The organism is Nonomuraea sp. NPDC049141 (assembly GCF_040648415.1).
Taxonomy (GTDB): domain Bacteria; phylum Actinomycetota; class Actinomycetes; order Streptosporangiales; family Streptosporangiaceae; genus Nonomuraea.
In genome coordinates this window covers 155,712-167,517 of record NZ_JBEZDR010000021.1, presented here as the reverse complement: position 1 = coordinate 167,517, position 11,806 = coordinate 155,712, and the positions used below count along the sequence as shown (strand labels likewise).

The following is an 11,806-nucleotide window of genomic DNA, read 5'->3' as shown; positions in this document are numbered from 1 at the left end:
TGCAAAGGGAAGGTGAGCATCCGTGTCCAGCTCCACGCCGTGGCCTAGCCTCGACTCCATGCCGACCGACATGGACGTTCACGCAGCCCTGCTCCCCGACCCTGACCGCGCGACGGTCGCGGTCCTGCCACCGATCGCGAGCGAGGGGCACTGGGCGGGCGGGCCCAGCGCGGTCGCGGCTGACGGGCTGATCTATCTCGCCTATCGGCTGCGGCGTCCGGTGGGACAGGGCCGCGGGTACGCGGTGGTGGTCGCCCGTTCGGTCGACGGTGAGCGGTTCGAGACCCTGACGACCATCACCCGCGAGGAGATGGCCGCCGAGTCCCTGGAACGGCCCGCCCTGGTGCGTACGGACGAAGGACGCTGGCGCCTCTACCTGAGCTGCGCCACCCCGGGCACCAAGCACTGGCGGGTGGAGGTGCTGGAGAGCGACGACCCCGCCGGGTTCGACCCGCGCTCACGCGACACCGTCCTGCCCGGCGACCCCAAGACCGGCGTGAAGGACCCGGTGATCGTACGGCGGGACGGGAAGTGGCATCTGTGGGCCTCCTGCCATCCGCTGGCCGACTCCGACGAGGCCGACCGGATGGTGACCGACTACGCCACCAGCGCCGACGGCCTGGAGTGGACGTGGCAGGGCACGGCGCTGAGCGGGCGGCCGGGGCTGTGGGACGGACGCGGCGTACGGATCAGCTCGGTGCGGTTCGACGGCGACCGGGTGCTGGCCTTCTACGACGGCCGGGCCAGCGCGGCCGAGAACTACGAGGAGCGCACCGGGGTCGCCGAGGGCCCCGACCCCGGCGAGCTGACCCCGCTGGGGACCACCCCGGCTGCCATGTCGCCGCACCAGGGCGGCGGGCTGCGCTACCTCGACATCGTCGACCTGCCGGACGGCCGGATCCGGCTCTACTACGAGTACACCCGCGCCGACGGGGCCCACGAACTGCGCACCGAACTGCGCTGATCAGGGCTCGGCTGGTCGGGGCGGGCTGAGCTGATCAGGGCTGGGGCGCTCAGGGCTCGGCTGCTCAAGGCGGGCCGGGCGGCCGTTTCTGGACTGCCGCTGGCCGGGCGGCCGCGCGCCGACCAGGCCGCCCGAACGCTCCCGGGGCCTGAGCCAGTCACCGAAGTCCTCGCCGGTGACCCGCTGCAGGAGCTTGATGTCTTCGGTGAAGTACGGGATGAGCTGGCTCCGCTGCTCCCAGGTCAGGGGGCGGCGAGGGGCGGCCCGCCGCTGGAGCAGCTGCTCGACGGGATCGGCCAGGGCCCCGGGCAGGAGCCGCCGGGCCGTGGACAGCAGCGCGTGCCGCGGACTGGCGTCGGGATGAGCCGTGACGTTCTCCCTCGGCGTCTCGGTCAGCAGCCCCTGCTCCACCCCGAGGAACCCGCAGATCCGGTCGAGCGTGTCGGCCGGCCGGTCGACGAGGTCCCGGTAGCGGAAGACCAGCACCTGCTCGCGCGGGAACAGCTCGTACAGGTCGGCGAGCTGCTCGCCGTACCGGCCGAGTGCCACGTAGTGCCAGAAGTGCGCCCATCCGGCGGCGATCCGCCGGCCCTCCTCCTCGCAGGCGCGCACCACGTCGCCGATCGGTTCGAGCCCGGCCGACCACAGGTGGGTCCAGTTGGAGTGAGCGCGTTCGACCGGGTCCCGCACGATCACGATGAGCCTGGCGTCCGGGATGGCCGCCTTGATGCGGCGTTGCGCGTCGCGGTCGTACAGGTAGAAGGGTGTGCACTCGCCGGTCAGCGTGCCCGCGGGCGCCGGAGCGAACAGCGCCTCGTAGTCCGCGCGGCGCCAGACATGCTCGCGGTACGTCTTCAGGTCGCCCGGCCCGCCCCTGGTGGGCGGCGGGCCGTCGGTGAGGAAGTACTTGGGCTCCTTCACCTGGGGCAGAAAGAGCTGTGGATGCCGCTGGAGCGCGGCGTGCAGGGCTGTCGTTCCCGCCTTGGGGACGCCTACGACCAGGAAGTTCGGCATGTGCACGGTCATCCCTCCAAATCCCTACTCCTAACTTCTAATTTCCTACCAATTATGTAGGACGTTACAAGTAGGCGTTTGGCCAGGGCATGCTCACCGTGTACGGACGCACGGATCGGCAGCCGCGACGCCAGGTGGCGCGGCTGCCGATCAGGTCAGGTCAGGGGGTGACGATGGCGAGTTGGTCGACGGCATCCTCGGTGACCCAGAGGTTGTCGTCGGATCCGACGGTGATCTGCATGGGGCCGGAGTAGCTGGTCGGGAGGCCGTATTCGCTGATGGTGCCGGTTGTGGTGACATTGGCGACGTTGTTGCTGCTCTGTTCGACGAACCACACGTTGTCGTCCGGGCCGAGAGTCAATCCCCAGGGGAAGCTGTTGGGATCGGAGAGGGAGTAGTCGGTGAAGCTGCCGCCGGTGGTGGCCTTGCCGACCCTTCCTTGGGCGTCGGTGTACCACAGGTTGCCGTCGGACCCGGTGGTGATTCCTATGGGCAACGCGCCGCTGGGAGCGGCGTACTCGGTGACCGTTCCGCCGGTGGTGATCTTCGCGAGGCTGCCGAGGAGTGGCTCGGTGAACCACACGTTGTCGTCAGGGCCGGTGGTGATGAACATGGGGTAGGCGCCGCTGGTCGGCAGGCCGTACTCGGTGATCGTCCCGGACGTGGTGATCTTTCCGACCTGGTCGACGTTGGTCTCGGTGAACCACAGGTTGTCATCCGGGCCGACGGTGATGCCCCATGGATAGGCGCCGCTGGTCGGCAGGCTGTATTCGGTGATCGTCCCGGAGGTGGTGATGCGCCCGATCTTGTTGCCGGTCGCTTCGGTGAACCACAGGGCGCCGTCAGGGCCGGTGGTGATATGACCGGGCTGAGAGTCCGCGTTGGGCAGGCTGTATTCGGTGTACACGCCGCCCGTGGTGACTTTCCCGATCTTGTTGCCGTAGTTCTCGGTGAACCACAGGTTGTCGTCCGGCCCGGAGGTGATTCCGACAGGGACCGCCCCGTAGGTCGGTACGGCGCTCTCGTTGATCGTCGGCGTGCGCAGGGAGTCGGCTACGCGCATCGGGCCGTTTCCGCGCGGATTGGGGGGCGGGAAGGTGCATCGGATGTGCTTGTGGCGCGGCTGCTGCTTGAGCTTGAGGCAGAGCTTGACCCAGGGGCGTGGGGGCGCGGGGGGCTGGGGTGGCTTGGCGGCGGATGCGGCGGCCGGTATGTGGGCCGCCAGGAGCAGGGCCATGACGGCGAGTGGATATCCGAGGATTCTGGAGCGTCGACGCATGACATTCCCTTTCGGGTAGAACGGAAATAAATCGGACGGACGAGCAGAGGGACCCGGGAGGATTTTGCCGCTGTGATGTCCGGAATGCTCGAATATCCGCTGCGAATGCCGCCGAATACTCGATACACCGGACATTCCGGCCCTCCGGTCCGGCTCAGCCGTCCCAATATCTCCCGGCGCCACCATTCCTTCTCGGCTGACTTCGTTTGTGGCCGGTCATGAGTCCGCCAATTCACCGGCCGGGTTGCCAAAACAGCAGGCGGCCGGGTCAGTGGGGAATGACGGGAAGCGGGTGATCAGGTGACCGTATGGGTGATGACGCCGGTGTAGTGGCCCAAGACGGCCGCGATCGGGACGCTGATCACAAGCTTCGGCTGCCAGCTGGTGCTGGTGGCGAGCGGCGACTTGGTCCCCCTGAACGCGGTCACCGGCGAGGACAGCGGAACCTTGTCCGCCGCGGTGAGCTGCCCCGGGAAGCGGGAGCCACCGCCCGATTGGCCGGTGGCCGGGCCGGACCAGTACGAGATGTTGCCTTTGGTGATCGTCTCGCCTGCGCTCCCGCCGCCGGTGGTGAAGTTGGTGGACGTCACCGTCGTTGTCCAGGTCATGGACCCGTTACGGCCATCGTCCACGGTGATCGTGCCCAGGGTGGCGCTGAGCGTGTTGCCCTGACTGCCGTTTCCCAGGTTGCTCGAGGCAGGCACGGTGATCGTGAGGGTATTGGCGTGCAAGGCGAACGTGGAGTTCGTCGCGGCACCGATGGCACCGGCGGCGGCCGCGGGGGCCGCGGGAGCGCCGAGCCCGAGGCTTACGACGATCGACGCCATCAGCGAGGCGAATGTCCGCACGTATCTCCTCGATTCCGATGAACCTGCATGAACTGGACTGCCCGATTCGACAAGCGAAAAGTCGTCGGCAGTCTAAACGGCGGATGGCGGGCCGCGTTCATAGGGCAATCCTCGTGGCCGGTAAATTCGCTGCCAATACTTATGCAGCATTTTGGCGGACAGCTCATAGATCGGGGGCTGCGACCAGGTCAATCACGGTATTCGAAGGCTTGGCGTTTTTTGGTGGGGCGATTGACCTTATCGGCAGAGGAGTCGCTTTCGCTCCATGTTAATGTCCCCACATCCTGGGTCCGGAGCGGGCCGGGGTTTTCGATGTCTGCGAATTCAAGGGGAATTCACCAGCATGAAAACGCTTTTGAGGACCAGCCTGGTGGGATTGGCGGGGGTAATGACCCTGGGGGCGCTGACCGGGATGCCGGCCGAAGCCGGCACCTGTGCCAACAACACGGCGTGCAACACCACGACCACCTTCGACGTGACCGTGGGTGCGCTGGAGATCACCGTGCCCAACAGCACGGTCGACCTGACCAACGACGCGGCGCCGGGCGGCTACGCCTCCGGGCAACTGGGGGCGGTCACCGTCAACGACGCGCGCGCCTCGGCCACGCCCACCTGGACGACGTCCGTGACCTCGTCGTCCTTCACCACCGGCGGCGGTGACGACCCCGGGGAGACCATCACCAACGCCAGCGTGTCCTACTGCTCGGGGACCGCCACCGCCACGAGCGGCAACGGCACCTTCACCGCCGGCCAGACCGGCTGTGCCGCGCCACCTCCGGCGACGGGACAGGCCTTGAGCGCCTCGCGCACCGCCTACAGCCATTCGGGTGGCACCGGCAGCAACTCGGCAACGTGGAATCCGCTGATCACCATCGCAACCGCCCTGAGCAACGTGGGAGGCCAGTACACCGGCACGATCACGCACACGGTGACCTGACCACGGTGGCTCTGCGTACCATGCTGCTCTCCTCGCGGCTGCTCTCCTCGCGGCTGCTCTCCTCGCGGCTGCTCTCCTCGCGGCTGCTCTCCTCGATCGGAGCGCTGACGCTGCTGCTCAGCGCGATCAGCGCCCCCGCTCTCGCACAAGGCGGATCGGGCGATCCGGACCCGTCCCGCGGCGTCATCGGCATCAAGCTGCTGGAAGCCTCCGCCAACCGCCGCGACGACCCCCGCGCCTACCTGTACATCGTCGACCACATCAACCCCGGCACCAAGATCTCCCGGCGCTTCGAGATCGAGAACACCTCCGGCAGTCCCCAGCACATCTCGGTCTATCCCGGTGCGGCGGAGATCCGCGATCACAAGTTCCTGCCGATGCCGGAGCGCGACGCCAACGAGCTGAGCTCGTGGGTGTCCATCAACCGCACCGAGCTGGTCGTACCGCCGCACAGCCACATCCCGCTCAAGGCCACGATCACCATCCCCCAGTCCGCCACCAAGGGGGAACGGTACGGCGCCATCTTCGCCGAGGCGACCTCCCCATCCGCGTCCGGCTCCGCCCGCAGCGTCCAGATGGTCAACCGGGTCGGGATCAGGATCTATCTCGACGTCGGCCCCGGCGGTGATCCGCCATCGGACTTCCGCATCGACCGGCTGACCCCCGGCCGCACCGCCGACGGCATGCCCGTGGTCCAGGCCACGGTGCACAACACCGGTCAGCGCGCCCTGGACATCAGCGGGAAGATGCGGCTGAGCGAGGGGCCCGGCGGACTAGGCGCCGGACCGTTCCCAGCCCAGCTGGGCACCACGCTGGCGGTCAACGCGAGTGCGCCGGTCGCCGTCGTGCTCGACGAACGGCTGCCCGACGGCCCGTGGAAGGTCGAACTCCTGCTGGAAAGCGGCCGGATCCACCACACCGTCACCGCGACGCTGCTCTTCCCCGGCAAGCCCGCCAGCTGGGGCATCCCGGCGCTGATCGACTCGCCCTGGCCGTGGGTCCTCATCATCGGCCTCGCCGCGGCGGCCGTGACCACTCTGGTCCTCGCCCTGCGCTTCTCCCTGCGCCGTCGAAGCCGCCTGTCCAGGTAGCCCCGGGAGGCCGCTGGCTAGACGGTGCCGCGCAGCGGGAGTCCCGCCTTGCGGTAGATGTCGTCGATGATCGTCATGTTGGCGACGGAGTCGGCCGGTGGGGTCAGCGGCGGGGTGCCCTGGCCTACCGCTGCCGCGAAGGCGCGGAGCTGGCAGGTGTACGTCGGGTCGCCCGCGACGCGCTCACGGCGCCGCACGCCGTCGACGGTCACGGTCATTCGGTGGAAGAACTGCGGGGCGGCGAAGTTGGTGATGTGCAGCGACCCGCGTTCGCCTTCGACCCGCGCGGCGATCTTGAGCAACTGTCCCGACCACATGGAGGCGTGCAGCCGCCCGGTCGCACCGCTGGGGAAGCGCAGGTCGGCGGCCATCGCCCGATCGACCCCCGGAGACTGGACGAGCGCCGCCGCGGCCACGACCGAGGGCTCGCCCGGCCCGAGCGTCCGCAGGCAGTGCACCGCGTAGCAGCCTGCGTCCATGAGCGCGCCCCCGCCGAGCTTCAGCGAGTAGCGGATGTCGGAGAACCTGGGCAGCGGAAAGCACATCCAGGTCTCGACATGCCGGATCTCGCCGAGTTGGCTGCCGACGATCTCCAGAGCCCGTTCCATCAGCGGGTGGTAGCGGTAGTGGAACGCCTCCATGACCACCACGCCGGAGCTCGCCGCGGCGTCCGCGACGGACCGCGCCTCGGCGGCGTTGGAGGTGAACGGCTTCTCGCAGAGCACGTGCTTGCCCGCCTCGATCGCCTTAAGGGTCCACTCGGCGTGCAGCGCGTTCGGCAGCGGGTTGTAGACGGCGGTCAGCGAGGGGTCGGCGACCAGTTCCTCGTAGGAGTCGTGGACGTGCGGGATGCCGTGCTTGGCGGCGAACCCCGCGGCCCGCGACCGGTCCCGGGCGGCGACCGCGGCCACCTCCACCTCGGGTACGGCACGGGCCGGCTTGATGAGCGCGGTAGGGGTGATCCGAGCTGCGCCGAGCGTCCCGATTCGCATGAGCGCATGATGCCAGATCCCCTTCCGGCGTGTCGCTTTGCCGGAGCTTGGCAGCCGATCTGTTGGAGTGGAAGGAGAGCCGACCACGCGTACCGGGGCTCGAATCGCGTGTTCCGGAAAGGAGGGGCGTGGAAAGGATCATCTCGGCCGCGTCGCGACTGTTCGCGGCCCTCGGGTACGACGCGACAACGATGGTCCAGATCGCTGAGGCCGCCGACCTGGACATCGACACCGTCATGGAACTCGCGGGTTCCAAACGGGAGCTGTATCTGGCGGTGATGGGGCGCGGTTACACGGAACAGAAGGCGCTCTTGGAGGGTGCGCTCTCTCGTATCGACGAGTCGGGAGCGCCGCAGGCGGCGGCGAGCGTCCACGCGCTCATCGATGAATACCTGGACTTCTGCCTGAGCAACCCCGACATCTCCGCTCTGCTGATGCACCGATGGCTGGGCGACGCCGCCGATCTGCGCGACCTGGAGCAGATCTACAACGAGCCGCTGGTCAACAGTGTTTTCACCGTATTCAAAAGAATCGCCGAGGCGGGCCTGATCGATTCTGACTCCGATGTGGAACTCTGCGTGCGAACGATCGCCTGGACCACCATCATTTTCGTGCGCTACGCCACGATGCCCTCACCCCCCGGCGGTTTCTCGGAGGGTGAAAGGACTGTGGCGCGCTTCCGCGTCCACCTGCACCGGCTCACCGCCCGAATGCTCGGCCTGGCACCGATGAGCCCCGCGGAGACATCTCCCTGACTTCCCGGTCGGCCACGGATCTCGCTCAGCCGTCGGACGGCGCGCGGGCTTGTTGCGGGCGGCCGATGCGGCGGCGTTCGAGGCGGTCGCGGTCGGGCCAGTGCACGTCCGTGGCCCAGCCCAGCCGTTCGAACAGGCGGATCAGGCCGGCCGAAGGGTCGATCTGGCCGCGCTCCATGCCGTGGCGGGCGGAGGTGGGCTCGCTGTGGTGGCCGTTGTGCCAGCTCTCACCGAACGACAGCAGGGCCAGCGGCCACAGGTTCGTCGAACGGTCGTGGCGGCGGGTCTTGAACGGTCTGCTACCGATCACATGGCAGAGCGAATTGACGCTCCAGGTGACGTGCTGCAGCAGGGCGACGCGGACCAGCCCGGCCCAGAGGAAGGCGGTCAGCGCGCCGTACAGGGTTCCGCTGATCGCCCAGCCGGCCAGGAACGGCAGCGCCAGCGACAGCGCGCACAGCGCGGGAAAGGCCCGCGCCACCCTGACCATCACCGGGTCGTCCAGCAGGTCGGGCGCGTACCGGGCGGCGGGCGTCTCATCGTTGGTGAACATCCAGCCGAGATGGGAGTGGGCAAGCCCCCGCAGCTGCCCACGCAGGCTGGTGCCGTACCGGTAAGGGGAGTGTGGATCGCCCGGCCGGTCGGTGTAGGCGTGATGGCGGCGATGGACCGCCACCCAGTCGATGATGTTGCCCTGGAAGCTCATCGAACCGGTGATCCCCAGGAGCACCCGCAGCCACGGCCGGGCGGTGAAGGACCCATGGGTGTGCAGCCGGTGGAACCCGACCGTCACCCCGAGCCCGGTCACCACGTAGAAGACCGCGGCCAGCAGCAGATCGGTGAGCGCGAATCCGTTGCCCCAGACCAGGAGAATCGCGATACCGAGCGCGATGAACGGCACAACCACGATCGTCGCGGTCAGCCCTATCTGGACCCGGCCGGCCTGGGCATGCTGGTCCGCGCCGGGGAATGGTGATTCGCCGTCGTATTCCGGCCGGTGTCTCACCGGTTGTTGGGAAATAGTCATGAATCTCGTCTCTTCTCGCTCATACGGTCCGTCCGTGCACGTAGCACCATCGCCAGGTCTCGCCCGGCTCCAGCGAGGTGAACACCGGGTGGTCGGTCTCCTGGTAGTGCGCCTTGGCGTGGCCACCTGGCGAGTCGTCGGAGCAGGCCACCCATCCACAGGTCAGGCAGGCCAGCAGGCTCATCCAGGGCCAGCCGCGGATCAAACATTCGGTACATTCGGGCAACCCCTGCTCCGCGACCAGGACGTCGGCGTGGTCACAGCGCGGCGCCTGCCCATTCGGGGTGGCACGTGCGGTCACTACCAGGTCTTCAGCGCCCAAGGTCATCACGGCCTCCTCACGGTGAGAATGACGCGAGATGCGTCGGCTGATCACGTATCAGTCAACGCGCTCGGCGAGCCGACGGAAACGTCCAATGCGAGCAAGCCCTATCACCGGCCGCGATAACGACTCCGGCCGGTGGTCGGCTGCCGTGATGAGCCTTGCCCGGTCGCGCCTTCCGCCATGGTGTCGAGAGGGCCCAAATGACCGCGCTTTGGCCGGTCTATTCGCTGACAGCGCAGCAGTCAGCCACGCGGAAACCGCCAGTTTCCGCGCATCATAGTGCGGGGGTTTTGTCGGGAGGCATGGGAGATCGCCCCGCGCGGGCAGGCCACGCGGAGCGACTGTTGTGCGCTGGTCGTGATGGCTGGGGCTAGCTCATGTGGCCGTGGTCGTGGTCGTGGTCCCAGCTCTTGCACCAGTCACGTTCCCAGTGACCGTGCCGCCAGCAGAACTTGCACCACTTGTGGTGCCACCAGCGCCACTCGCACTTCTTGTCCATGCTCTGCGGCATGGCGGTGACGTGCTGGGAGCTGGGCGGACATACGCTCGCGGCGCTGGCGGGCTGCGTTGTGGCCGTTCCGGTGACGATGAGGGTGGATGCCGCCAAGGAGGCGGTGAGAAGCAGACGCTTGAGCATCAGAGATCACTCCCTGAAACGGATTCGGATGAGAGCGCCGGTTTCGGGGTCCCCGGGATACGCCGATACGGCTGAACATATCCCACGATAATCCCGCCGACCGGCCCGGTCTCCCGACGATAGGCAAAACCTCATTTCACATCATGTCAACACATAATCCGAATACATCGGATATGTCGTGCAATGCGGCCTTGTACGAGGAGAGTGGCCTCAGGATGTCGGGCCGGGAATTTATCGTCGCCACCGGAGAGGCGAGCGGGACTTCCCCCGGCTTTCCAATGAAATGCCAGGAATGTGGTAAATAACGGAAAAAGTAACCGACGGCGCCGCCGCGACGCGGTCTGCTCGCCACGCCGGACCCTGATCGAGGAGTACGCGTGGCGCACGGTGACCTCGGCGAGCCGGCTGCTGGACGTGCTGCCGCTGTTCCGTTCGGATCCCCGTGTCCAGGTGCTGTTCACCGTCGCGGCGGGTTCGGCGTTCGACGACGGGGTCGGCGACTACCTGCGCGACGTCGAGGCGCGCGTCGTCTCCTGGGCGCAGGCCGTGGACACGAAACACGCCACGCCGGTCCTTCGGCATGAAGACCAAATGCGCATGAAGGTCATATACGACGCTACGGCCCCGTCTGACATCGGGGTTCGATTCCCATCGCGGTGACATACGCCAAACGATAGTGTGTTCGATGTGAGACTGGTGGTGCGGGTGAAACTCCTGCCGACGCCCGAGCAGGCGGTGGCGCTGGACGCGACCCTGCGCGCGGCCAATCAGGCCGCCAACGAGGTGTCCCGGCTGGCGTTCGAACGCAAGATCTTCCGCAGCCGCGACCTGCGGAACATCACCTACGGCCACGTTCGCTCGCAGTTCGGCCTGCCCGCCCAGAGCGCCCAGCACGCGATCAAGAAAGTCGCCGACGCCTACACCACGCTGCGCTCCAACCTGCGTCACGGCAACTACGGCCCGCCCGGTTCGCCCCGCCGCGCCAAGATCGAGGCTAAACCGATCGTCTTCCGGCCTCGGGCCGCTCAGCCCTACGACGACCGCTGCCTGTCGTGGAACCACGACGCCCGCACGGTGTCGATCGGAACCCTCACTGGGCGGATCAAGGACCTGGCCTTCACCGGGTCGCCCGACCAGCTCGCCCGGCTGCGAGAGCATCGCCGCGGCGAGTCCGATCTGCTGTTCCGCGACGGCCTGTGGTTCTTGAGCGCCACCATCGAGGTGCCCGACCGGCCGCTGGCCGAACCCACCGCATTCCTCGGCGTCGATCTCGGGATCGCCAACATCGCCACCACCAGTGACGGGGTCCACCACAGCGGCAAGGGCCTCAACGCGGTCCGCCACCGCCACCGCGAGCTGCGCCGCCGCCTGCAGGCCAAACAGACCAAGAGCGCCAAACGACTGCTCAAACGCCGCCGCCGCAAAGAGGCGCGGTTCGCCGCCAACACCAACCACACCATCGCCAAGCAGATCGTGACCGAGGCGATACGCACCGGCCGCGGGATCGCCCTGGAAGACCTGGGCGGGATCCGTGACCGGGTACGGCTCCGCAAGCCCCAGCGGGTCACGCTGCACTCATGGAGCTTCCACCAACTGGGAAGCTTCATCACCTACAAGGCGATCCGCGCCGGGCTCGCCGTGATCCACGTGGAAGCGGCCTACACCTCACAAGGATGTTCACGCTGCGGGCACGTGGACAAACACAACCGGCCCAACCAGGAAACCTTCCTCTGCACGTCGTGCGGCTTCGCTGAGCACGCCGACGTCAACGCGGCCCGCAACATCGCCGCACGTGGCGTTGCGGGCTGGGCAGTGAGTCACGCTGCCGACGACGCGGCCTGAACCATCGAACCCATCGACGGCGAGGAGCCGCGAGCTCAGTCGTTCACTGTTCACGGCCGAGAAGCTGACTAGTGTTCCCGCCGGGCTCTAGTCTG

13 protein-coding genes are annotated in these 11,806 nt (G+C 67.7%); 6 read left to right on the top strand and 7 right to left on the bottom strand.

Annotated elements, in window-relative coordinates; translation table 11 throughout:
• The first annotated feature begins 58 nt into the window (after positions 1-58).
• Entirely contained in the window at positions 59-964 is a 906-nt protein-coding gene (locus AB0B91_RS46990; protein WP_358335422.1) for a hypothetical protein, read from the top strand.
• Here AB0B91_RS46990 and AB0B91_RS46985 read toward each other — a convergent pair whose 3' ends face one another.
• The 3 genes from AB0B91_RS46985 to AB0B91_RS46975 form a co-directional block, all read right to left on the bottom strand.
• Positions 965-1,990 carry a sulfotransferase gene (locus AB0B91_RS46985; RefSeq protein WP_358335419.1) on the bottom strand — a complete coding sequence of 342 codons (1,026 nt, stop codon included), beginning with the start codon at positions 1,988-1,990 and terminating at the stop codon, positions 965-967.
• 148 nt (positions 1,991-2,138) lie between these two features.
• The gene (locus AB0B91_RS46980) at positions 2,139-3,215 is read right to left on the bottom strand and encodes a virginiamycin B lyase (protein ID WP_358335416.1); all 1,077 of its coding nucleotides are present in this window, start codon (positions 3,213-3,215) and stop codon (positions 2,139-2,141) included.
• Between the two features lie 338 nt (positions 3,216-3,553).
• The gene (locus AB0B91_RS46975) at positions 3,554-4,105 is read right to left on the bottom strand and encodes a hypothetical protein (RefSeq protein ID WP_358335414.1); all 552 of its coding nucleotides are present in this window, start codon (positions 4,103-4,105) and stop codon (positions 3,554-3,556) included.
• A 343-nt stretch (positions 4,106-4,448) separates the two neighbouring features.
• Between AB0B91_RS46975 and AB0B91_RS46970 the strand changes: the two genes are divergently transcribed.
• The gene (locus AB0B91_RS46970) at positions 4,449-5,042 is read left to right on the top strand and encodes a hypothetical protein (RefSeq protein ID WP_358335411.1); all 594 of its coding nucleotides are present in this window, start codon (positions 4,449-4,451) and stop codon (positions 5,040-5,042) included.
• Between the two features lie 5 nt (positions 5,043-5,047).
• Complete coding sequence (locus AB0B91_RS46965; RefSeq protein WP_358335408.1) at positions 5,048-6,133, top strand: hypothetical protein; 1,086 nt, start codon at positions 5,048-5,050, stop codon at positions 6,131-6,133.
• Positions 6,134-6,150: 17 nt separating this feature from the next.
• Here AB0B91_RS46965 and AB0B91_RS46960 read toward each other — a convergent pair whose 3' ends face one another.
• Entirely contained in the window at positions 6,151-7,125 is a 975-nt protein-coding gene (locus AB0B91_RS46960) for a Gfo/Idh/MocA family oxidoreductase (protein WP_358335406.1), read from the bottom strand.
• Between the two features lie 128 nt (positions 7,126-7,253).
• Between AB0B91_RS46960 and AB0B91_RS46955 the strand changes: the two genes are divergently transcribed.
• Complete coding sequence (locus AB0B91_RS46955) at positions 7,254-7,880, top strand: TetR/AcrR family transcriptional regulator (RefSeq protein ID WP_358335403.1); 627 nt, start codon at positions 7,254-7,256, stop codon at positions 7,878-7,880.
• Between the two features lie 25 nt (positions 7,881-7,905).
• Here the strand turns inward: AB0B91_RS46955 and AB0B91_RS46950 are convergent, their stop codons facing one another.
• From AB0B91_RS46950 to AB0B91_RS46940, 3 genes are all read right to left on the bottom strand, one after another.
• Complete coding sequence (locus AB0B91_RS46950; protein WP_358335400.1) at positions 7,906-8,886, bottom strand: acyl-CoA desaturase; 981 nt, start codon at positions 8,884-8,886, stop codon at positions 7,906-7,908.
• 40 nt (positions 8,887-8,926) lie between these two features.
• Positions 8,927-9,235, bottom strand: a complete 309-nt coding sequence (locus AB0B91_RS46945; protein WP_358335397.1) for a UBP-type zinc finger domain-containing protein — start codon at positions 9,233-9,235, stop codon at positions 8,927-8,929.
• A 367-nt stretch (positions 9,236-9,602) separates the two neighbouring features.
• On the bottom strand, positions 9,603-9,869 hold the full coding sequence (locus tag AB0B91_RS46940) for a hypothetical protein (RefSeq protein ID WP_358335394.1): 267 nt from the start codon (positions 9,867-9,869) through the stop codon (positions 9,603-9,605).
• Between the two features lie 387 nt (positions 9,870-10,256).
• Here AB0B91_RS46940 and AB0B91_RS46935 point away from each other — a divergent pair, with 387 nt between their 5' ends.
• Together AB0B91_RS46935 and AB0B91_RS46930 are read left to right on the top strand one after the other, a co-directional pair.
• Positions 10,257-10,529, top strand: coding sequence for a hypothetical protein (locus AB0B91_RS46935; protein ID WP_358335390.1), 273 nt, complete (start codon positions 10,257-10,259; stop codon positions 10,527-10,529).
• A gap of 27 nt (positions 10,530-10,556) precedes the next feature.
• Positions 10,557-11,711, top strand: coding sequence for a transposase (locus AB0B91_RS46930; protein ID WP_358335387.1), 1,155 nt, complete (start codon positions 10,557-10,559; stop codon positions 11,709-11,711).
• Positions 11,712-11,806 lie beyond the last annotated feature (95 nt).

Coding starts and splice junctions, on each gene's coding strand:
- AB0B91_RS46990 (WP_358335422.1), top strand. CDS start 59: ATGCCGACCGACATGGACGTTCACGCAGCCCTGCTCCCCGACCCTGAC.
- AB0B91_RS46985 (WP_358335419.1), bottom strand. CDS start 1,990: ATGACCGTGCACATGCCGAACTTCCTGGTCGTAGGCGTCCCCAAGGCG.
- AB0B91_RS46980 (WP_358335416.1), bottom strand. CDS start 3,215: ATGGCCCTGCTCCTGGCGGCCCACATACCGGCCGCCGCATCCGCCGCC.
- AB0B91_RS46970 (WP_358335411.1), top strand. CDS start 4,449: ATGAAAACGCTTTTGAGGACCAGCCTGGTGGGATTGGCGGGGGTAATG.
- AB0B91_RS46960 (WP_358335406.1), bottom strand. CDS start 7,125: ATGCGAATCGGGACGCTCGGCGCAGCTCGGATCACCCCTACCGCGCTC.
- AB0B91_RS46945 (WP_358335397.1), bottom strand. CDS start 9,235: ATGACCTTGGGCGCTGAAGACCTGGTAGTGACCGCACGTGCCACCCCG.
- AB0B91_RS46940 (WP_358335394.1), bottom strand. CDS start 9,869: ATGCTCAAGCGTCTGCTTCTCACCGCCTCCTTGGCGGCATCCACCCTC.